The 20657-nt window shown below is 63.7% G+C and carries 18 protein-coding genes; 4 read left to right on the forward strand and 14 right to left on the reverse strand.

Features of this window, described 5'->3' with window-relative positions:
- Positions 1–99: 99 nt before the first annotated feature.
- Positions 100–1899 carry an IlvD/Edd family dehydratase gene (locus tag R3F72_RS12950; RefSeq protein ID WP_087718043.1) on the forward strand — a complete coding sequence of 600 codons (1800 nt, stop codon included), beginning with the start codon at positions 100–102 and terminating at the stop codon, positions 1897–1899.
- A 252-nt stretch (positions 1900–2151) separates the two neighbouring features.
- Here the strand turns inward: R3F72_RS12950 and R3F72_RS12955 are convergent, their stop codons facing one another.
- The 10 genes from R3F72_RS12955 to R3F72_RS13000 all read right to left on the reverse strand — a co-directional run bounded on the left by R3F72_RS12955 (position 2152) and on the right by R3F72_RS13000 (position 12758).
- Positions 2152–2940 carry an SDR family oxidoreductase gene (locus tag R3F72_RS12955; RefSeq protein ID WP_087718041.1) on the reverse strand — a complete coding sequence of 263 codons (789 nt, stop codon included), beginning with the start codon at positions 2938–2940 and terminating at the stop codon, positions 2152–2154.
- Positions 2941–3035: 95 nt separating this feature from the next.
- Entirely contained in the window at positions 3036–3803 is a 768-nt protein-coding gene (locus R3F72_RS12960) for a FadR/GntR family transcriptional regulator (protein WP_087718040.1), read from the reverse strand.
- A gap of 160 nt (positions 3804–3963) precedes the next feature.
- The gene (locus R3F72_RS12965) at positions 3964–5247 is read right to left on the reverse strand and encodes a TRAP transporter large permease (protein ID WP_087718039.1); all 1284 of its coding nucleotides are present in this window, start codon (positions 5245–5247) and stop codon (positions 3964–3966) included.
- Positions 5248–5252: 5 nt separating this feature from the next.
- Complete coding sequence (locus tag R3F72_RS12970; RefSeq protein WP_087718038.1) at positions 5253–5789, reverse strand: TRAP transporter small permease; 537 nt, start codon at positions 5787–5789, stop codon at positions 5253–5255.
- A 197-nt stretch (positions 5790–5986) separates the two neighbouring features.
- Entirely contained in the window at positions 5987–6982 is a 996-nt protein-coding gene (locus tag R3F72_RS12975; protein WP_087718037.1) for a C4-dicarboxylate TRAP transporter substrate-binding protein, read from the reverse strand.
- A gap of 47 nt (positions 6983–7029) precedes the next feature.
- The gene (locus R3F72_RS12980) at positions 7030–8172 is read right to left on the reverse strand and encodes a mannitol dehydrogenase (protein ID WP_332779842.1); all 1143 of its coding nucleotides are present in this window, start codon (positions 8170–8172) and stop codon (positions 7030–7032) included.
- Positions 8169–9821, reverse strand: coding sequence for a UxaA family hydrolase (locus R3F72_RS12985; protein WP_332779843.1), 1653 nt, complete (start codon positions 9819–9821; stop codon positions 8169–8171). Before R3F72_RS12985 ends, R3F72_RS12980 begins: the two co-directional genes overlap by 4 nt.
- Entirely contained in the window at positions 9818–10873 is a 1056-nt protein-coding gene (locus R3F72_RS12990) for a zinc-binding alcohol dehydrogenase family protein (protein ID WP_332779844.1), read from the reverse strand. The genes R3F72_RS12985 and R3F72_RS12990 overlap by 4 nt, the downstream gene beginning before the upstream one ends.
- 119 nt (positions 10874–10992) lie before the next feature.
- Positions 10993–11835 (reverse strand): fumarylacetoacetate hydrolase family protein, encoded by an 843-nt coding sequence (locus R3F72_RS12995; protein WP_332779845.1) that lies wholly within the window; start codon positions 11833–11835, stop codon positions 10993–10995.
- Between the two features lie 182 nt (positions 11836–12017).
- Positions 12018–12758 (reverse strand): SDR family oxidoreductase, encoded by a 741-nt coding sequence (locus R3F72_RS13000; protein ID WP_087718032.1) that lies wholly within the window; start codon positions 12756–12758, stop codon positions 12018–12020.
- Between the two features lie 222 nt (positions 12759–12980).
- Between R3F72_RS13000 and R3F72_RS13005 the strand changes: the two genes are divergently transcribed.
- Positions 12981–13736: a FadR/GntR family transcriptional regulator gene (locus R3F72_RS13005; protein ID WP_332779846.1), complete on the forward strand. Its 756-nt coding sequence runs from the start codon at positions 12981–12983 to the stop codon at positions 13734–13736.
- Positions 13737–13748: 12 nt separating this feature from the next.
- Here the strand turns inward: R3F72_RS13005 and R3F72_RS13010 are convergent, their stop codons facing one another.
- Positions 13749–14141 (reverse strand): gamma-glutamylcyclotransferase family protein, encoded by a 393-nt coding sequence (locus R3F72_RS13010; protein WP_332779847.1) that lies wholly within the window; start codon positions 14139–14141, stop codon positions 13749–13751.
- Positions 14142–14182: 41 nt separating this feature from the next.
- Positions 14183–15343: an acetylornithine deacetylase gene (gene argE / locus R3F72_RS13015; RefSeq protein WP_087718025.1), complete on the reverse strand. Its 1161-nt coding sequence runs from the start codon at positions 15341–15343 to the stop codon at positions 14183–14185.
- Positions 15344–15634: 291 nt separating this feature from the next.
- Here argE and wrbA point away from each other — a divergent pair, with 291 nt between their 5' ends.
- Together wrbA and R3F72_RS13025 are read left to right on the forward strand one after the other, a co-directional pair.
- Positions 15635–16240 (forward strand): NAD(P)H:quinone oxidoreductase, encoded by a 606-nt coding sequence (gene wrbA / locus R3F72_RS13020; RefSeq protein ID WP_087718024.1) that lies wholly within the window; start codon positions 15635–15637, stop codon positions 16238–16240.
- A gap of 60 nt (positions 16241–16300) precedes the next feature.
- Positions 16301–18031: an SWIM zinc finger family protein gene (locus tag R3F72_RS13025; protein WP_087718023.1), complete on the forward strand. Its 1731-nt coding sequence runs from the start codon at positions 16301–16303 to the stop codon at positions 18029–18031.
- 209 nt (positions 18032–18240) lie between these two features.
- Here the strand turns inward: R3F72_RS13025 and R3F72_RS13030 are convergent, their stop codons facing one another.
- Together R3F72_RS13030 and R3F72_RS13035 are read right to left on the reverse strand one after the other, a co-directional pair.
- Positions 18241–19647, reverse strand: a complete 1407-nt coding sequence (locus tag R3F72_RS13030; RefSeq protein ID WP_332779848.1) for a sugar porter family MFS transporter — start codon at positions 19645–19647, stop codon at positions 18241–18243.
- Positions 19648–19695: 48 nt separating this feature from the next.
- The gene (locus tag R3F72_RS13035; protein WP_087718022.1) at positions 19696–20430 is read right to left on the reverse strand and encodes an SDR family NAD(P)-dependent oxidoreductase; all 735 of its coding nucleotides are present in this window, start codon (positions 20428–20430) and stop codon (positions 19696–19698) included.
- Between the last annotated feature and the right edge of the window lie 227 nt (positions 20431–20657).

Consider the following 20657-nt stretch of genomic DNA (forward strand, 5'->3'; position numbering starts at 1 on the left):
GACCCAACGCACCAATGCTTCAGCACCGGCCGGGCCAGCGATCGTTTACGCCGCTGGCCCGTCGGCCAAGTCAGTGACAAGTTTGTGAGAGCCCCGATCATGACCGAACGTCCCCGCCGAACCCCCGATCAACTCCGTTCACGCTGGTGGTTCGATAATCCTGACCACGCCGGCACCACGGCGCTGTGCCTCGAGCGTTACATGAACTACGGCATCACCCTGGAAGAGCTCTCTTCCGGCAAGCCGATCATCGGTATCGCCCAGTCCGGCTCCGATCTCACGCCGTGCAACCGCCATCACATCCAGCTGGTGGAGCGGGTCAAGGCGGGTATCCGCGCGGCGGGCGGCGTCCCGTTCGAATTTCCGCTGCATCCGATTCACGAGAACGTACGCCGGCCCACCGCCGCGCTGGATCGCAATCTCGCCTATCTCGGTCTGGTCGAGGTGCTTCACGGCTATCCGCTCGACGGCGTGCTGCTGACCACCGGCTGCGACAAGACCACGCCGGCCTGTCTGATGGCCGCCGCCACGGCGGACATCCCGGCGATCGTGCTCTCCGGCGGGCCGATGCTCAACGGCTGGCGCGGCAAGGAGCGCGTCGGCTCCGGCACCATCGTGTGGGAGCTGCGCAAGCGTCTCGCCACCGGCGAGATCGACTATCCCGAGTTTCTAGCCCGCATCGCCGATTCCGCGCCCTCTGTGGGGCACTGCAACACCATGGGCACGGCGTCGACCATGAACTCCATGGCCGAGGCGCTGGGCATGAGTCTGCCCGGCTCGGCGATGATTCCCGCCCCCTACAAGGAGCGACCGATGGTCGCCTACGCCACCGGGGCGCGCATCGTCGAGATGGTGTGGGAAGACCTGCGTCCGAGCGACATCCTGACGCGTGAAGCGTTCGAGAACGCCATCGTCGTCTGTTCGGCACTGGGCGGCTCGAGCAATGCCCCCGTTCACATCAACGCGATCGCCCGTCACGCAGGAATCGAGCTGACCAACGACGACTGGCAGCGGCTGGGTCACGACGTGCCGCTGCTGGCGAACGTGATGCCGGCCGGTGCCTATCTCGGCGAGGAGTTCTACCGGGCGGGTGGAGTCCCGGCGGTGGTTCATGAACTGTTGGCGGCAGGACGACTTCATGGCGCCGCGCTGACGGTCAACGGTCAGACGCTGCATGCCAACTGCTTCGGCCAGGAAACTCAGGACGAAGACGTCATCCTGCGCTACGGCAAGCCGCTGGTCGAATCGGCGGGCTTTCTCAATCTCAAGGGCAATCTGTTCGATTCCGCGCTGATGAAGACCAGCGTCATCTCGGAAGACTTCCGGCGCCGCTTTCTTTCCAATCCGGACGATCCGGAAGCGTTCGAAGGCAAGGTCGCGGTGTTCGACGGCTCCGAGGACTACCATGCGCGCATCGACGACCCGGCGCTCGAGATCGACGAGAACACCATCCTGGTGATGCGCGGTGCCGGCCCGGTGGGGCATCCCGGGGGCGCCGAGGTGGTCAACATGCAGCCGCCGGAAGCGCTGATCAAGCAGGGCATCGAATCGCTGCCGTGCCTGGGCGACGGACGCCAGTCGGGAACCTCCGGCTCGCCCTCGATTCTCAACGCCTCGCCGGAAGCGGCGACGGGCGGCGGCCTGGCGCTACTCGAAACCGGCGACCGGATCCGTATCGATCTCAAGCGGGGCGAGGCCAATCTGCTGATCGACGACGAGGAGCTGGCAGCGCGACGCGCCAAGCTCGAAGCCAGCGGCGGCTACCCGTATCGCGACCACCAGACCCCGTGGCAGGAGATCCAGCGTTCGATGGTCGAACAGCTCGACCGCGGCATGACCCTGGCGCCGGCGACCAAGTACCGGGCGATTGCCTGGGACTTGCCACGAGATAATCACTGACGAGCTACGAGCTACGAGCTACGAGCTACGAGCTACGAGCTACGAGCTACGAGCTACGAGCTACGAGCTACGAGCTACGAGCTACGAGCTACGAGCTACGAGCTACGAGCTACGAGCGAAGGTCAGCATTGGGCGCTATAGAAGGCGGCGCTAGCCTCGGAGCGCGATGGACAGAGGCGCGGCTCGGGGCGCCTCGACCGAGATTGAGGCGCGGTCTCGGGCGTCTTAGATAGAGGCGCAGTCTCGGGCGCCTTAAAAAGTTCCTGGATAGGCGCCGCCGTCGAGCAGGATGTTCTGGCCGGTCATGTAGGCGGCCTGGCGGCTGCAGAGGAAGGCGCAGACCTCGCCGAACTCCTCGGGGTTGCCGAAGCGGCGGGCGGGAATCGCGTCCAGACGCGTTTGTGCCACCTCGTCATGCGTGCGGCCGCTCTTGCTGGCGGCCTTGTCGATGCCGCCCCTCAGCCGCTGGGTGTCGAAGGCGCCCGGCATCAGGTTGTTGATGGTGACGTTGCGGCTGGCCAGTCTCGACTGGCGAGCGGTGCCGGCGACGAATCCGGTCAGGCCGCTGCGGGCACCGTTGGAGAGCCCGAGCACGTCGATCGGGGCTTTCACCGCCGACGAGGTGATATTGACGATCCGGCCGAAGCCGCGCTCGGCCATGCCATCGACGCAGGCCTGAATCAACGCAATGGGCGCCAGCATGTTGGCGTCCAGCGCCGCGATCCAGTCGTCCCGCTCCCAGTCTCGGAAATCGCCGGGAGGCGGGCCACCGTTGTTGTTGACCAGGATATCGACCTGGGGCGGCGCGCTTAGCACCGCCTCTCGGATGGCCGGATCGCCGATGTCACCGGCAACTGTACGCACTTCGATCGCCGGATCGAGTGCGCGCAGCTCCTCGGCGACGGCGTCCAGCGTCTCCTGCCGGCGCGAGTTGATGACCAGATTGACCCCTTCCCTGGCCAAGGCAACGGCGCAACCCTTGCCCAGTCCCTGGCTGGCGGCGCAGACGATGGCCCAGCGGCCGTTGATACCGAAATCCATGTTGGTTCTCCTCTGACGAGATCGAGGCGGGCATCGCAGGCATGCGAGTTTCCGCGCTCCTTGGGTATCGCGCTGCCGGCACGCGAGGACGGCGCTCAGCGCTCGACGGCTGCCGGCACTTCGCCCAGCAAGGTCTCCGGCATCTCCATCCCCAGCGCGTCGGCCGTTCCCTGCAAAACCGCCACCGAGGCGAAGAAGGCCTCGCGGGGCCGCCGGGTTCGAATGCACTCCATCAAGTGGCGGTGGCGCTCCAGGCTCTGCTCAGGATCGCTGGCGCTGACGTTGGAGGTCTCCACCAGTAGATGAATCGAGGGCTTCAGGATGTGCGATAGCTGCTTCCAGACGATGTTGTGGGTCGCCTTGAAGATGGCTACGTGGAAGGCGACGTCGTGGTCGCTGTGAAGCCTCCCGCGGTTGGCCGATTCGGGGTTGTGGAAGTCACGGCCCATGCCTTCGAAGGCTTCTTCGATCGCCACGAGATCCCTCGCCGTGGCGCGCTTGGCCGCCGTCATCGCCACATAGGGCTCGACGTCGAGCCGGAAGGTCAGGATCTCGCGCTGAATACCCGGGTTGGGTGTGGCGAAACGCACCATCCACTCGGTGACCTGCGGGTCGAGAATGTTCCACTCGGCATAATCCCGAACGCGGGAGCCGTAACCGGAGATACGCTCGATGATGCCGGCGTCGACCAACTGGCGCAGATCGCTGCGCACCGCCGAGCGGTTGAGCGCGAACTGCTCGCAGAGGTCGATCTCCTTGGGCACGAATTCGCCGGGCTGGTAATGGCCGGCGAAGATCTCCCTGACCAGCGCTTCAGCGACGCTGGGCCGGCGTGGGGAACGCGTTGTCGAGGTGTCCTTCACGTCAGTCGAATCCCGGCCTTCGATGTGGGTTGAGCCGTATGGTCAACATTGGCTGTTTCGACTTCATCTTACCTGTCCGGCCGTCGAACGCGCGACCGGGAAAGGCCGACATACGGCCATGGTCGTACTCGGAGGCTTGCGTTCAGGGCACGCTCCCGGGTCAGAACACCCAGTTGGGTAACGCCAGCGAGATCGCCGGTACGAAGGTCACCACCAGCAGCAGGGCGACCAGCAGCAGCCAGTAGGGCGCGATGGCGCGAATGAAGGCGCCGATCGAGACGCCGGTGATGCTGCAGGTCGTGAACATCACCGTGCCCAGGGGTGGCGTAATGGTGCCGATCGAGGCGTTGAGGATGAACACGATACCGAAGTGCACCGGGTCGATACCGAACTGGGCCGCCACGGGAGCCAGCAACGGCGAGAGCACGATCAGAATCGCGTTGCCCTCCAGAAACATGCCGAGAACCAGCAGCAGGACGTTGGCGATCAGTAGAAACGCCACCGCGCTGCCGACGCCCGAGGAGAGCATCAGCGCGATCTGCTGGGGAATCTGCTCCCAGGTCAGCACGCGAGCGAAGCCCGAGGCGACCGCGATGATGAACAGCACGTTGACCGACGCCATCAGCGACTCCCGCGTCGCCAGCGCAACGCTGCCCAGCCCCATCTGCCGATACACGAACAGCCCGACGATCAGCGCATAGAGTACGGCCATCGCGCCTGCTTCGGTGGGCGTGAAGATGCCGACGCGGATGCCGCCGATGACGACCACCGGCAGCAGCAGCGCGATGATCCCGGCGCGGGTCACGCTGATCCATTCGTGACGAGTGACACGTTCGCGGCGCGGCTTCTGATAGCCGAGGCGGCGACACTGGATCGACACCAGTACCATCATCGCGACCGCCATCAGCACGCCCGGCACGACACCGGCCAGAAACAGCCGCCCGATCGAGACGTTGTTGACGTAGCCGTAGACGATCAGCGCGATCCCCGGCGGGATGGTCGACGTGATCAGCGACGACGAGGCCGTGATCGCGCTCGAGAACGCCTTGGGGTAGCCGGCAGCCGTCATGCTCGGCACCAGCAGTTTGGCGTTCATGGCGGCATCGGCGATGTTGGAGCCGGAAAGACCGCCCATGAAGGTACTCAACAGTACGTTGGCCTGCGCCAGACCGCCGTGCATTCGACGGGTCATCAGTTCGGCCAGCGTCAGCAGCCGTTCGGTGATGCCGGAGTGGTTCATGAACACCCCGGCCATGATGAAGAACGGAATGGCCAGCAGTGAAATGGACTCCAGCCCGCCGGCGAGGCGCTGGATCAGCATTACCATGGGCTGATCCGCACCGACGAGGAAGTAGGTCAGACTCGACGCAAACAGCGCGAAGGCCACCGGCGTGCCCAGGCAGAACAGGATGAAGAGCGCGGCGAGCGCGATTCCAACGGCCATCGATATCACTCCTTGGCGGTAACGACGTCACGGGTGGCTTGCGGCGGAGCCAGTTCCCGTTCGTCGGCAATCAATCGGTCATTGGTGATCAGGCGCACCAGACTGTGATAGAGCATCAGCGCTGCGCTGATGGGGATTGATACGTGAATCCAGTAGTAGGGGATCTGCAGCATCGGCGTGCTGCGGAAACGCGAGAAGGGCAGCAGTTCCAGCCCCCAGAAAAGCATCGCCACCGCGCAAAGCATGACAATGCCGATGTTGAAAATGCGCGTGTTCCAGTGCGCAACGGCTGCCGGCAACCTGTCGTTGAGCAGGCCGATCAGCACGTGCTCGTTGCGCCGTACCAGTGCGCTGGCGCCGAGGAATGTCGCCCACACCATCAACAGCTGCAGGATCTCCTCGCTCCAGGCCAGCGGCGACGAGAACAGGTAGCGCATGAAGACGTTGGCGATGGCGACCACGAACAGCCCGAACAGCGCCAGGCTGGCGATCACCTCATCGAGTCGCATCAGGCGGTCGAGCGCCTTGAAAAACGTTTGCATGAATATTCAACTCCTAACGACGTGAGCAACAGCTCACTTCGCAGCGTTAAACAAAGGAGGGTCGATAGTCCCGCGCAACGCCTCGATTCGCTGGGGACGCCGAGTCCGCGCAAGATTCGAGATTGCGACCGCCATTCCTGACGGTCGCCTTTCGGACCATCGCTGTGCGATGTCCAGAATCGCTCCCGGCGATTTTGTCAGCCGTTGATGATATCGCTGACCTGCTGATACAGCCCGTCGCTCCACTGCGGGAATGCCGCCGGGACTTCCTGCTGGGCACGCTCGCGGAACGGGGCGGTATCCACCTCGTGCACCTGGACGCCGGCATCCTTCAACTGCTGAAGCGATTTGTCGGTCTCCTTCTCGACCAGGCTGCGCAGGTTCTTGGCCATCTCCTGACCGGTCTCGGTGAGGATCTTCTGGTCTTCCGGGCTCAGCTGTTGCCAGAACGCTTCACCGGTGACGAACGGCGCGACCGTATGCATGTGGGCGGTGAGATTGAGATTCTTCACTACCTCGTAGAACTTGCCGCCATACAGCACCGGCAGCGGGTTCTCGACGCCGTCGACCAAACCCTGGGCCAGCGCCGGATAGACATCGCCCAGCGACATCGGCGTGGGCACCGCGCCCATTGCCTTGATTGCGGCGACGTACATCGGCGAGTTCTGCACCCGCACCTTGACCCCGGCCAGATCCTCCGGCGTCGAGACCGCTTCTCGCGAAAGCAGGTGGCGCACCCCGTAGACGGAATTGGGAATCACGATGTGATAGCCGGATTCCTCGACCTTCTTTTCCTGCTCGGCGAACCAGTCGGACTCGAAGACCTTGAGCTTGCTGTCGAAATCGTCGGAGAGATACGGCGCGTCCAGTACCGCCAGATCCGGCACCGAACTCATGAAGTTGGAGTAGGCGGTAATGGTGATCAGCGGCGAGCCGAAGCGCGCCTGCTCCATCACTTCGGTCTCGCCGCCGAGCTGGCTGGCGGGGAAGGCTTTCAGCGTCAGCTCGCCGTCGCTGGCTTTCTCGACGCTTTTCGCCCACTCCTTGACCGCGACATCGACCGGCTCGCCGGGCTGATTGCCGTAGGCGACGCGGATTTCGGTCGCAGCCTGGGCCATGCCCGTGAGCGCGAGCGTGCTCAGACCGGCCAGGGTGAGTGAAGCGGTGAAGCGGAAGAATCGTTGGGTGATCATTGGCGTGCTCCGGATGTTGTCGTCTTGGATGCTTCGTGTTGTCGCCATCAGCTCAACGCCTCGTCGAGCCTGGGCGTGGCGCGCCCTTGGAGGCGTGCTTTATCCACCACCGGCTGCAGGCGTCGCTGCAGTTTGGCGGCGTGATGCTGGGCGATATCGTCGAGGCGGTGATCGAGGAAGGGGTTGGCGAACCGTTCCATCGTTACCGCCAGATACGGCTCCAGCTGGTTCATGGGCAGTTCGGCGGCGAGCGTCGGCAGCACCTCCTCTTCGAGGGTGGCACGCAGCGGATCGACCAGCGCGGCGCACTCCATCGCCTCGCGCACGAACTCGACCGGGCGACCGGCTTGCTGCCATCGGTCGACCAGATAGGTATGGGCCAGGTTGAGAATGTGCAGCTTGCACATCGCCTGCGGGGTCAGGTCGTCGACGATCTCGACATCCGGATGCACGCAGGGGATCGCCATGCCCGGCTGGCGGGCAATGGCCCAGAGCGCATAGGGTTCGGCGATGGCACCGAGCGGTTCGAGCGGCGCCGAGACGATGCGGTCGACCAGCGTGTCGGCCCATACGCAGCGGTTGTCCAGCCAGTCGAGAAACGCCGCGTTATCGGCTGTCGCCTCGCCGTCGCGGCGGGCCATTGTCGTCACCAGCGACTTCAACTGCCGGGCGTTCTGCTCGATCAGCTCGCAGGGCAGGATCGTCAGGCCATCGTTACCGGCTTCGAAGCGGGCCCGCAACAGGTGGGTCAGCTTGCCGGGAAAGCTCGCCGGCACTGTCGCGAGACTCGAGTCGTCTCCAATGTCGTAGCCGTTGTCGGCGGTGTTGGAGACGATGATGCGGGCGTGCTCGACCACGTGTCGCTTGAGCACGTCCCACTGTTCGGCGGCGATCAGGCAGCCGGCGACGCTGTCGACGGTCTGCTTGCGATCAATCGTTTCGCCGTCGCGCCGACCGCGAATCCGCACGGGATAGCGGCGCTGCTCGGCGAGCAAGCGCGCCTTGCGCTTGCCTTCCTCGCGGGTCGAGCTCTGCACCACCAGAATGCGCTCATCGCTGTCTCCCTTCTCCAGCGATTCGGATACCAGGGCATCGACATGGGCGAGCAGGAAGCGTCCGGTGCCGAACTGGACGATACCGGCGTCGCGGTAATCGGACGCGCTCGTCGAGAGCCGTGTCGAAGCGCTCATAGAGACACCCCGCGCTTCCAGGGAATGAAGTCGTGCTGTGAGAGACGCTGGGCATGCGAGCGATGGCGTCCCGACGCGACCTCGATGCACAGCGCCAGCAGCTCCTCGGCCAGCTCGTCGATGCCGCGTTCGCCGCGCACGATGGGGCCGGCGTCGAAATCGATGATGTCGCGCATGCGGGTCGCCAGTTCGCTGTTGCTGGCGATCTTGAGCACTGGCGTCACCGGGTTGCCGGTGGGCGTGCCGAGACCGGTGGTGAACACGATCAGGTTGGCGCCGGAGCCGGCCAGCGCGGTGGTCGATTCGACGTCGTTGCCCGGCGAGCAGAGCAGGCTGAGACCGGGGCGACGGTGCGGCTCGGTGTAATCGAGCACGTCGACTACCGGCCCGTCGCCGCCTTTCTTGGCCGCACCGGCGGATTTCATCGCATCGGTGATCAAACCGTCGCGAATGTTGCCCGGAGACGGGTTCATGGCGAAATCGGCCCCCACCGCGGCGGCATGGCGCTGGTAGGCCTGCATCAGATCGCGGAAACGTTCGGCGACCGCGGCGTCGGTACAGCGGGCGACCAGTTCGTGCTCGACCCCGCACAGTTCCGGAAACTCGCTGAGAATGCCGCTGCCGCCGAGGGCGACCAGGCGATCAACCACGGCGCCGACCAGCGGGTTGGCGGAGATGCCGGAAAAGCCGTCGGAGCCGCCACACTCGACGCCGAGCGTGAGCTTGGCCAGCGGCGCCGGTTGGCGCGGGATTCGGTCGGCGGCTGCCAGACCGTCGAAGATCGACTGTAGGGCGTTGCGAATCAGCGCTTCTTCGCTGGGTGAGGACTGCTGGTCGAAATAGTCCACCGTGCGCAACCGTTGCGGATCGCGTTTGGCCACCGCCGCCTTGAGCATCTGAATCTGCGCCTTCTGACAGCCGAGACTCAGTACCGTCGCGCCGGCCACGTTGGGATGGCAGATATAGCCGGCCAGCAACTGGCACAGCGCTTCGGCATCGTCGTCGGTGCCGCCGCAGCCCAGGGTATGGGTCAGAAAGCGCACGCCGTCGACGTTGGGGAAACGTCTGGGCGCGGTGGCGTCGAACGAATCGGCGCTCTCCGGCGTGTCGCTCTGGCCGCTCAGCATTTGGCGCGCCATGCGCTTGTAGTCACGATAAGGGTCATCGCCCAGCGCATCGGCGACACACTGGCGCAGCACCTCGATGTTGCGGTTCTCGCAGAACACCAGCGGAATCACCAGCCACACGTTGGCCGTGCCGACGCCACCATCCGGGCGATGGAAACCGTCGAAGGTCGTGCCCTGGAAGCGCGTCACGTCCGGCGGCGTCCACGACTTGCTGCCGGGGCGGACCTCGTCGCTTTCCGTGGCGTGGGCGACGTTGTCCACGGTGATCACGCCGCCCTCGGGGATGTCACGCGTCGCCTTGCCCACGGTCACGCCGTACATGGTGACGATATCGCCCGGCGACAGCGCCGCGAGCGTGAACTTGTGCTTGTGGCGGACGTTGTCGGCGAGCGTGACGGCGTGGTCGTCGATGACGACCTGGCGACCGGCGGGCAGGTCGGTCAGCGCCACCGCCACGTTGTCGCGTGGGTGGATGCGCAGGGTGATGCGAGCCGGGCTGTCGGTGCCGATGGTGTCATTCATGCTTGATGCTCCGCTGCGCTGTCGTGGCCCGCGCTTTCGAGCGTCACCATTGCCTTGATCACGCCACTGCCGGGCGCGCACCACTGGGGCATCAAGGTCGGCAGTTCCTCGAGTCGCCCCCGGTGGGTGATCAGCGGCTCGGTGAGAATGTCGCCTCTGGCCATCAGGCGGGTGACGGTTTCAAAGTCTTCCCGCGTGGCGTTGCGGCTGCCCATCAGCGTCAGTTCCTTCTTGTGGAAATCCGGATCGCTGAAGGTGATATCGGCCTTGACCACGCTGACCAGGACGTAGCGCCCGCCGTGCCCGACGAAATCGAAGCCGCGATTCATCGCCTTGGGATTGCCGGTGGCATCGAACACCACGTCGGCCAGGGCGCCATCGTTCATCGCTTCGATCTCCGCAATCACGTCGTCTTCGACGGCATGCCAGACGGCGTCCGCGCCGAGTTCATCGCGGCACAGGGCCAGGCGGTCGCGATTGGTATCGATCATCGCCACCCGCGCGCCGCGACTCCTGGCGACCTGCAGCACGCCGATGCCGATCGGCCCGGCACCCACCACCACGACCAGTTCGCCTTTCTCGACCTGCCCACGCCGGACGGCGTGGGCGCCGATCGCCTGGCATTCGACCAGGGCCAGCTGCTCCGGCGGCAGCGACGTCACCGGGATCAAGTGCGAGGCGGGCACGTTCAGATACTCCGCCATGCCGCCATCGCGATGCACGCCGACCACTTCGAGACGCTGACAGCAGTTGGTACGGCCCTGACGGCAGGCCCGGCATTCGCCGCAGTGCAGATAGGGAATGACGTAGACCGCCTGGCCGACGAGGCCGGAATCGACACCGTCGGCGGCGGAAACCACCTCGCCACTGAGCTCGTGGCCCAGCACGCGGGGATAGACGAAATAGGGCTGGTTGCCGCCGAAGGCGTGGATGTCGGTACCGCAGATGCCGACACGGCGGATCGCTACCAAGGCCTCGCCAGGCGCACAATCGGGCACCGGCCGGTCGATGACGGCCATCTCGTTCGGGTTCGAACAGACGACGACTTGCATGTATGCGCTCCCAAGAATGGCGATCTTAAAGTTGACCTATAGGCCCAATGGTCAGGCCAATATTGGCCCACCGCCCCCTCCGGCATGACCGGCGGAGGGGGGCGTCCAGTTCTAGTCCATCAGCTCTCGACGCAGCGCTGCTGCTGCTCGCCGAGCCCTTCGATCCCCAGACGCATGGTCTGGCCCGGTTTGAGGAAGACCTTGGGGTTCTGGCCCATGCCGACGCCCGGCGGGGTACCGGTGGAGATCACGTCGCCCGGCTGCAGGCTCATGAAGCGGCTGAGGTAGGCGACCAGATGCGGCACCTGGAACACCATGGTCTGGGTCGAGCCGTCCTGATAGCGCTTGCCGTCGACTTCGAGCCACATCGAAAGATTCTGCGGATCGGCGATCTCGTCGCGGGTGACGAGCCACGGGCCGAGCGGGCCGAAGGTGTCGCATCCCTTGCCCTTGTCCCAGGTGCCGCAGCGTTCGAGCTGGTATTCGCGTTCGGAGACGTCGTTGACCACGCAGAAGCCGGCGACATGGTTCATGGCGTCCGCTTCGTCGATATAGCGCCCGCCCTTGCCGATGATCACGCCGAGCTCGACTTCCCAGTCGGTCTTCTCCGAGCCGCGGGGGATCTCCACGTCGTCGTTGGGGCCACAGATGGCGCTGGTCCACTTGTTGAAGATCACCGGCTCGGCGGGCACCTCGGCGCCGGTTTCCGCGGCGTGGTCGGAGTAGTTCAGGCCGATGCAGATGAACTTGCCGACGCGGCCGACGCAGGGGCCGAGACGCGTACCCGCGGCGACTTCCGGCAGGCTGGCGGTATCGATTTGCGCCAGTTGCGCCAGACCCGCATCGGAGAGTACGTCGCCGGCGATGTCATCGATCTTGCCGGACAGATCGCGAACAGTGCCGTTGGCATCGACGATACCGGGCTTTTCCTGACCCTTGGGGCCGTGGCGTAGCAGTTTCATGCGGAGTTCCTTATACGTAAAAAATGGGATGATTCGTAATGAGGGTATCTACAAACGTTGCGAGCGAAGGCCAGGCAAGGCGGAATCCAGCGAAAATGCGCAGTTTACGAGTCTGTAAATGAGCAGTTTTAGCTGGATTCCAACGCCGCATGGGCTAGCGCAGTAGTTTGTAGGTGCCCTCATCAATTCGACCAGCCCCCGTCGATCAACTGCACCGTACCGGTGATGAACGAGGATTCGTCGCTGGCCAGATGCGTCGCCAGTGCCGCGATCTCCTCCACCTTGCCCAGGCGGCCCATGGGCTGGCGGGCAATGAATTCGGCGAAGACCTCGTCGGTGGTGCGGCCCTGCTGGCGCGCCTGCTCGGCGACCCGTTCGCGCAGGGAGGGGGAGTCGACCGTGCCTGGGCAGATCGCGTTGCAGCGGATGCCGCGGGTCATGTAGTCGGCGGCGACGGATTTGGTCAGCCCGACGACGGCAGCCTTGGTGGTGCCGTAGGCAAAGCGGTTGACCACGCCTTTCACGCTGGAGGCCAGCGACGACATGTTGATGATGCTGCCGCCGCCATTGTCGAGCATTGCCGGCAGCGCAGCGCGAATGGTGTAGAACATCGAGTCCACATTGAGCCGCTGGGCGAAGGCCCATTGGGCATCTTCGCATTCGAGGATCGAACCGCTCGGCACCGTGCCGGCGCAATTGAACAGTACGTCCAGCGGCGGCAGCGACTCGATCAGACTCCGCACGGCTTCCGCGTCGGTGACATCGAGCGCATGGCACTGAGCCCCCGCCAGCCCCTCCAGCTTGGCCGCATCGATGTCGGTGGCGATGACCTGGGCACCTTCGGCCAGAAATCGCTCGACGGTGGCTCGGCCGATACCCTGGCCGGCGGCGGTAATCAACGCGGTCTTGTTGGCGAGTCGCATGGCCGATGGCTCCTGAAGGCGGTTTGGATTCCGAGTTTTTTGCTTCCTAGGGCAGGGTTGGTTCTAATGTCTAAAGGCCTGACCTTTGGTCCGAGTATTATCCTTTGTGGAAACGGCCCGCAAATCGCCAAACGTCTAATAGCCTCGGCCAAGCCGGTAAAAACGTTGGAAATTGCGACCAATGTCTAATTCGTCTTGCTCATGAAACCGGGAGATCGATAGATGCCGATCCAGACCATTCGTGCACAGCGGCTCTATCGCCAGATTGCCGACCAGTTGCTGGTGCTGATCCGTCAGGGGGAGTTTCCCCCCGGTTCGCTGTTACCGCCGGAACGGGACCTGGCGCAGCAGCTGGGAGTCAGCCGGGCGTCGGTGCGCGAAGCGCTGATCGCGCTGGAGGTGGTGGGCCAGGTGGAGGTTCGTGTCGGCCATGGCGTGCTGGTGCTGGCGCGCGACGACGAGGTGGGCAGCTCGGTGATGAGCGCGGCCCGGCGCCAGGAGGAGTGGGGGCTCGACCCGGAGTTCGCCAGCGAGATCGAGCTCGATCTGGATCAGGAGATCCCGCCGTTCTCATTGCTGCAGGCACGCCGTTACCTGGAACCGGAAACGGCGGCGTTGGCGGCGATCAATGCCAGCGACGACGATCTCGCCGCGATGCGTGCCGCCTACGCGCGCAATGTCGAGGACAATCGCCACGGTGGAAGAAACCAGGCCGGCGACCGGCTGCTGCACATTCGTATTGCCGAGGCCTCGGGCAACGCCGCCTACGCCATGACCATCAAGCACCTGCTCGGTCACCAGTACGGCAAGATGTTCCGACGTCTCCAGGAGCTGTTCATGGAAACCGACATGCCGCGCCAGTCACAGGACGATCACGAGCGCATCCTGACGGCGATCGAAAACCACGACCCCGATGCGGCGCGAAGAGCGATGGAAGTGCACATGGATCACGTGCTGCGGGTGTTCTTCGACGCCTGAGCAAGCGTGGCCTCACGCCACGGCCGGCCAGCCTCCCTGGCGAATCACCGGGCAGCCGGTCACGTCCCGGTTGTAGAGATAGACCCAGGCGGGGCCGAAGGCGGTGTCATGCACGGCGCGATCGTAAGTGCCGGACTTCGGCCGTCTTACCCGGTAATCCTCCAGGTAATCCAGCCTTTTCAGACCAGCCGCATCGACGCGGAAGACTTCGATCTCCACGCCTCGTGAGGGCTCGGCCCTGGCGCCCGGATAGGGGCCGATGTCGTAGAGCGTGACGCTGGTGAGGATATCGGTGCCAACGAACTCGGCGCCGTCGAGCCAGTGATGGTTGCGCAATCTGCGCTTCAAGGTGCCATAGACCGCGACCAGGGCAGTGCGGCGAACGGCGAGAACAGGGGTATGCATGATTCGTCCCGGTAGCTAAAGGAATAGAGTAGCGACGGTGCTCAACGCGCCATTCGCTTGCCCAGTCGTTGCATGAAGCGGTCGCCGGCTTCGAGCTGGCTGATGTCGATGTACTCGTCCGGCTGGTGGGCCTGTTCGATGCTGCCTGGGCCGCAGACGATGGTCGGCAGGCCGGCGCGCTGGAACTGGCCGCCTTCGGTGGCGTAGGCAACGCCGCCGGTGTCGACGTTCGGGTCGTCGAGCAGCTCGCGGCAGAGCTCGATGGTGGGGGCGTTGTCGCGATCGGCCAGCGCCGGCACCGTGTCGACGAGCTGCTCGGTGACGATACGAACATCCGGCACCCGCTGCTGGAGCTCGGCTTCCAGTGCCCTGGCGTAGCGGTCGAAGCGGGCGAAGACCGCCTCGAATCCGTCGCTGGGCAGGTGACGAATCTCCCAGTCGAACTGGCAGTGGCGGGCCATGATGTTGATCGCGGTGCCGCCCTCGATCAGGCCCACGTGCAGGCTAGAGTGCTGCACGTTGAAGACCTTTTCCAGCGCGCCCTCGTCGACCAGCTCCTGCATGATCGCCTCGATCCGCGTCACCAGTTTGGCTGCGACGTGAATCGCCGATACGCCCTGGTTGATCTGGCTCGAGTGCGACTCCCGGCCGGTCACCGTGGTGCGCATCGTGGTGATTCCTTTCTGCGCGACCACCGGCTGCATCGAGGTGGGCTCGCCGATGATGACCGCGCCGGGCAGTGGCTCGTCCGCCATCAGGCGTTCGATCATCGCCGGCGCGCCGAGACAGCCGATCTCCTCGTCATAGGAGAAAGCCAGATAGATCGGTCGCTTCAGGTCCAGCGCCTGCCACTCGGGCACCCGGGCCAGGGCGCAGGCGAGGAAGCCTTTCATGTCGCAGCTCCCGCGGCCATAGAGTCGGCCATCCTGCCTGTCGGTCAGCGTGAACGGATCGCTGCGCCACGGCTGGCCGTCGACCGGCACCACGTCGGTATGACCGGAAAGCACCACACCGCCTTCGACCGCGGGGCCAACGCGGGCGAGCAGGTTGGCCTTGCTGCCATCGGCGTTGGTGATGCGCTGGGCCGGCACCCGATGAGAGGCGAGATAGTGCTCGACGAAATCGATCAGCGCGAGATTCGAATGGCGGGAGACGGTATCGAAGCCGACCAGGTTGGCCAGGAGATCGCGGGAAGTCGTCATGGCTTGCTCCGATCCACCAGCGTGGACCACGGTTGGGTGAGTGAGCGCACAGAATAGCGGCTAGCCCGCTACCGCAACAAATGCCGGCCCGAGGCAGACGGATGGCACGATGATCGCGCGTTCGCAGAGCGTTCGATCTTTTCGGCCTTTCGCCACCAAAAAACGCAGTATTGTTGCCATGGCATCGGCTGGGCGCGCGGGCTAGCCTTGGAAATGTTTCGTCTCGAAACCCTGTCTTCTCAAGGGAAGCCCTGCCTTTCAAGGGAAGCCCTGTCTTTCAAGGAAAATGCCATGAGCAAAGTGCTGGTGTTGTATTACTCAAGCTACGGCCATATCGAAACCCTCGCCAAGGCCGTGGCGGAAGGCGCCCGGGGCGTCGATGGTACGCAGGTCGATCTTCGCCGAGTGCCCGAACTGGTGCCGGAGGAGGTAGCGGTCAAGTCCGGCTACAAGACCGATCAGGAGGCGCCGCTGATCGAAGGGCCCGAGGCGCTGGCCGACTACGATGCGATCATCGTCGGCACGCCGACCCGTTTCGGCAACATGGCCTCCCAGATGCGCAATTTCTGGGACATGACCGGTGGCCCTTGGGCGCAGGGCAAGTTGATCGGCAAGATCGGCAGCGCGTTTGCCTCCACCGCGACGCAACACGGCGGGCAGGAAACCACGTTGACCTCGATTCACACCACGCTGCTTCACCACGGCATGGTCATCGTCGGCGTGCCCTACAGCTGCCCCGAGCTCTCCAACATGAACGAGATCACCGGTGGCACGCCCTACGGCGCGACGACGCTGGCCAACGCTGATGGCAGCCGTACCCCGAGCGAGAACGAACTGGCGATCGCCCGCTTCCAGGGCAAGCATGTGGCCGAGATCGCGTTCAGGCTGGCAGGTTGAGCGCGCAGCTTGCGCCATCACCTTACACAGCAATATCAATAACAGTAAGGCAGGATCGCGATGGCACAACACGATGAAACGGCGCTTCTGGCCGATCGGCAACTGGTCGTGCTTGCCGGGGAGGCGGCGTTTGGCCGGGGTCTAGATTATTACCGCCAGGGCATGGTGCTCGGTTGGATCAAGCAAGGGGCCACCATCACTGCCGATGTGGAGGGCAGCGAGCGCTATACCGTGACACTGAAGCTGAGCAAGCGTGGCCTGGACGGTGGATGCGATTGCCCGGCCTCGGAGGGCATCGACTTCTGCAAGCATTGCGTGGCGGTTGCCTTGACATATCGGGCGGAGCAGGCCGAGCAAACGCGCCTGACGGAAGGCGATGTCTCGGATCGCCTGCATGCTTATCTACAGCAGATGGACAAGGTCTCGCTGGTCGAAGCGCTTGAGTCACTCATCGAGAGTGACCCGGTGCTGTACCAAAAGTGGTCGATGCGCGCCGATGCGGTACTCGGTGTTCTGGATCACAAGACGCTGAAAAAACGCATCACGGCGGCATTTCCCGTCAACCGCGATCTGTTTCGTTTTGGGCAGGTGCATGCCTACTTCGCCAAGGCGGAGCCGGTTGTCGATCAGCTTGTCGAGCAAGCGCCGCAGTTGCCGGCTGATAAAGCCTTGATGCTGGTGAATCATGCGCTGTCGCGCCTGGACCGGGCGCTGGAAACCATTGATGATTCGGGCGGCTTTCGACTCCACTGCGAGGCGGATTTGCAGACATTGCATGTCGAGACCGTGCAGCGGCTCGATTGGTCGGCCGAAAAATTGGCGGCGCACCTTTATGAGCTGGCGTTCGGCGAACGCAGTGAGAGGTTTCCGCCGATCCCCGACGCTTATGCCGAGGTGCTGGGCCAGGCCGGGCTAGAAGCCTATCACGCTTGCTTGCAGCGGGCCTGGGATGACTTGCCGAACCTGCCGAGGAATGCCAGTTGGTCGGAGCGGTACCGCTACCTGCGGCTGCGCGACCCCATGCTCAAGCGCGCCGAAGCTGCAGGTGATTTATCCACCATCCTGGCGCTTTATCAGAAAACCGCTAACGACGAGAAGGACTGCCTAGACGCCGCGAGAGCGTGTATCGATCATGGCGGCTGGGATCAGGTCGAGCAGTGGCTTTCTCGCGCGGCCGAAGTGGAGTCGAAGGACCGGCCCCGCTGGGAAAACGAACGCCAACGGCTGGAAATTCGCCTACGTCTGCATCAGGAAGACGTCGAGGCAGCGGCGCAACTGCAGTGGGAGATATATCGACTTACGCAGCGGGTTGAGGATTATTGCTACCTGGTGGAGCTGGCGGAAGCGCATGGCTTGCCCGTCGACTATCGCCAGCTTGCTATCGACTGGCTGACCGAGCGGCTCGGTGAGACTGCCGGGCCTCGCCTTGCTTGGGCGCCGGCGCCGGAAAATAGCTTGCTGGAAATCTATCTGTACGAGGGTCGCCTGACTGAGGCTCAGGCCCTCTGTGCTCAGCGGCGAGTGGCGTCGGGTTTATTACACGCCCTGGCGCAAGCGCTGAAAATCCCCGATGAGAGCTTGCCGCTATATTTGCGTCTGGTGCGTAGTGAAGTGAGCAAGACCAATAACCAAGGCTATCAGCAGGGGATTGCCTTATTGAAAGAATTACGCGACACGCTGGAAACACCGGCTCAGCATGAAATCTTCGCGGAAGTCCTGATGCAACTACGCATCGATTTCAAGCAAAAACGTAATTTTATCAAGTGGCTGAATGAGGCGTTTTCGGCTTGAGGAGGTGCGACAAGATATCAGCGGGGTGACGGCAAAGCGATAGCTTTTCCTACCCTCATTCAGCCCAAAATGACGGCAAAGGCGTCCTTCCGTTAGGGTGAAAGGGGGACGCTGCTCAGCGGCAACGACGAGGCCCGCGCCATCTGACGCGGGCCTTGTTCGTTGCGTACCACGTTATTGTGGCGTTCAGTTCCCCATTTGGCGAACGCTTACTCGTAAACCATCTCCTCGAGTTCCTGACCGTTGGTTTCTCGTACGAAGCGGGCAACGAAGATGACCGACAGCAGGGCGCAGATCGCGTAGAAACCGTAAGCCCCGGTAAGGCCGATCGATGCCAGCATGATCGGGAAGGTCATGGTGATGGCAAAGTTGGCGACCCACTGGAACAAGCCGGCGACGGCCAGGCCCGAGCCGCGTACCTGGTTGGGGAACATCTCGCCCAGCATGACCCACATCACCGGCCCCCAGGACACGTTGAAGCAGAAGACGTAGACGTTGGCCGCGAGCAGGGCGAGAACGCCGTTACCGGAGGAGAGCGCCAGGCTGCCATTGACGATGTCGGCGGTGGAGAACGCGTAGACCAGGATCGCTAGGGTTATCGTCATCCCGACGGAACCGGCCCACAGCAGCGGTTTGCGACCGATGCGGTCGATCAGGCCGATCGTGACCAGGCAGGCCGCGATGCTGACGGCACCGCTGATGACGTTGATCATCAACGCATCGCTTTCGGAGAAACCGACCGCCTGCCACAGCACGGCGCCGTAGTAGAACACCACATTGATCCCGACCAACTGCTGGAACACGGCCAGGCCGATGCCGATCCAGACCAGTTTCAGCAACTTGCTGGTAGCGGGGTTGATCAGATCCGACAGACGCGGCTTGTGACGGTTGGACAGCGATGTGCGGATGTCTTCCAGGCGCTTGCGGGTGCCGGCTTCGTCGTAGACCAGGCGCAGAACCCGTTCCGCCTTGTCGTCATGACCGGCACTGACCAGGAAGCGCGGGCTTTCCGGGATGAACAGCAGCGCGATGAGGAATATCCCGGCGGGGATCAGCTCCATCCAGAACATGCAGCGCCAGGCTTCGAAGCCGAACCACAATGGCGCCGTGGAGCCACCCGCGACGTTGGCGAGGATGTAGTTGTTGAGAAACGAGAAGAACAGGCCGCCGATGATCGCCACCTGCTGAATCGTCGCCAGTCGGCCGCGCAGATGAGAAGGGGCGATCTCGCTGATATAGGCCGGTGACATGACACTGGCTGCACCCACCGCCAGGCCGCCCAGGATCCGATAGATCACGAATTCGAGCGATCCATCGGCAATGCCGGAGCCCCAGGCACTGACGATGAAGAAGACGGCGGCGACCAGCAGCAGTGTGCGGCGACCGAATTTGTCCGCCAGGCGCCCGGCGAAGAAGGCGCCGACGGCGCAGCCAAGCAACATCGAGGCGACGTTGAAGCCGGTGCCGACGCTCTCCGACTGGAAAGCCTGCTGGAGGCCGTCGACGGTGCCGTTGATGACCCCGCTATCGAAGCCGAACAGAAAGCCGCCGATGGCGGCCACGCAGCAGATGAGCAGAACCACGATGGGGTGTTGTGAAGCACTTGATATTGGCATTGTTGAACTCCGGTGGCGTGTCGATGAAGGTCCTGGAGCGGCTCGCGATCAGAGCCAGCCGGCGTCGACCCAGTAGTTATGAGCGGTACAGGCTGCTGCCGCGTCCGAGGCGAGGAACAGCACCGTGGCAGCGACGTGGTGGGGGTGGATGCGTACCTTGAGCTTCTGCTCGGCGACGATCTGTGCCTCGTCTTCGGGGGTATACCAGCGCGATTGACGCGCGGTCTTGACGTTGCCGGGGATCACGCAGTTGACACGGATCCCGTCGCTGCCCAGTTCGCTGGCCAGCGCGCGCGTCAGGCCTTCGATGCCGGCCTTGGCGGTCTCGTAAAGCACCATGCCGGGCTGGCCGAGGTGCCAGCTGATCGAGCCCAGATTGACGATCACGCCCTGGCCACGACGGCGCATCGCCGGGGCGACTTCACGGGCGGCCAGCACCAGATGGCGCAAATTGACCGCCATGCGGTCGTCCCAGTATTCGGGGGTGACGTCCTCGAGGCGGTGGCGGTCGTCGTTGGCGGCATTGTTGACCAGTATGTCGACCTCGCCGATGGCATTGAGCGTGCCGATCAGGGCCTCGGCGTCGGTAAGATCGCAGTGGTGGAAATGCACGTTGTCACCCAGCGCTTCGGCCAGGGCCCTGGCCTCTTCGAGAATGTCGAGGAAATGGACTTCGGCGCCCTGCTCGGCAAAGGCGCGTACCAAACCCTCTCCGATCCCGGAGCCGCCGCCAGTGATGACGACGCGCTTGGTCTCGAGACAGGGGTAGATGGCTGTTGGCATGATGGTTCCTGCTGATTAGTAAAAACTGTTAACTAAGTTGTGGAAGGAGCATGCGCGTTTGCGAGAACGGCTGCCATTGACCATTAGTGTTAAGACTTAGGGAAACGCTGAACAATTCGGTTCTGGTCGGCTGAACCGTTCAGTCTGGCCAGATCATCGCCTCAGCGGTTATTACCTGACCACGTCAAGTGGCCTGTTTTCCCTGGTAGCCGGGTTTTCCGGCTACC

Source organism: Salinicola sp. 4072, from assembly GCF_036663415.1.
Taxonomy (GTDB): domain Bacteria; phylum Pseudomonadota; class Gammaproteobacteria; order Pseudomonadales; family Halomonadaceae; genus Salinicola; species Salinicola salarius_A.

Excerpts from the sequence above, each read along its gene's own strand:
- R3F72_RS13005 (WP_332779846.1), top strand. The coding sequence starts at position 12,981 with ATGCCGATCCAGACCATTCGTGCACAGCGGCTCTATCGCCAGATTGCC.
- R3F72_RS12980 (WP_332779842.1), bottom strand. The coding sequence starts at position 8,172 with ATGAGCGCTTCGACACGGCTCTCGACGAGCGCGTCCGATTACCGCGAC.
- R3F72_RS13010 (WP_332779847.1), bottom strand. The coding sequence starts at position 14,141 with ATGCATACCCCTGTTCTCGCCGTTCGCCGCACTGCCCTGGTCGCGGTC.
- R3F72_RS13000 (WP_087718032.1), bottom strand. The coding sequence starts at position 12,758 with ATGCGACTCGCCAACAAGACCGCGTTGATTACCGCCGCCGGCCAGGGT.
- R3F72_RS12950 (WP_087718043.1), top strand. The coding sequence starts at position 100 with ATGACCGAACGTCCCCGCCGAACCCCCGATCAACTCCGTTCACGCTGG.
- R3F72_RS13030 (WP_332779848.1), bottom strand. The coding sequence starts at position 19,647 with ATGCCAATATCAAGTGCTTCACAACACCCCATCGTGGTTCTGCTCATC.
- R3F72_RS12970 (WP_087718038.1), bottom strand. The coding sequence starts at position 5,789 with ATGCAAACGTTTTTCAAGGCGCTCGACCGCCTGATGCGACTCGATGAG.
- R3F72_RS13035 (WP_087718022.1), bottom strand. The coding sequence starts at position 20,430 with ATGCCAACAGCCATCTACCCCTGTCTCGAGACCAAGCGCGTCGTCATC.
- argE (WP_087718025.1), bottom strand. The coding sequence starts at position 15,343 with ATGACGACTTCCCGCGATCTCCTGGCCAACCTGGTCGGCTTCGATACC.
- R3F72_RS12955 (WP_087718041.1), bottom strand. The coding sequence starts at position 2,940 with ATGGATTTCGGTATCAACGGCCGCTGGGCCATCGTCTGCGCCGCCAGC.
- R3F72_RS12995 (WP_332779845.1), bottom strand. The coding sequence starts at position 11,835 with ATGAAACTGCTACGCCACGGCCCCAAGGGTCAGGAAAAGCCCGGTATC.
- R3F72_RS12975 (WP_087718037.1), bottom strand. The coding sequence starts at position 6,982 with ATGATCACCCAACGATTCTTCCGCTTCACCGCTTCACTCACCCTGGCC.
- R3F72_RS13025 (WP_087718023.1), top strand. The coding sequence starts at position 16,301 with ATGGCACAACACGATGAAACGGCGCTTCTGGCCGATCGGCAACTGGTC.
- R3F72_RS12965 (WP_087718039.1), bottom strand. The coding sequence starts at position 5,247 with ATGGCCGTTGGAATCGCGCTCGCCGCGCTCTTCATCCTGTTCTGCCTG.
- wrbA (WP_087718024.1), top strand. The coding sequence starts at position 15,635 with ATGAGCAAAGTGCTGGTGTTGTATTACTCAAGCTACGGCCATATCGAA.
- R3F72_RS12990 (WP_332779844.1), bottom strand. The coding sequence starts at position 10,873 with ATGCAAGTCGTCGTCTGTTCGAACCCGAACGAGATGGCCGTCATCGAC.
- R3F72_RS12985 (WP_332779843.1), bottom strand. The coding sequence starts at position 9,821 with ATGAATGACACCATCGGCACCGACAGCCCGGCTCGCATCACCCTGCGC.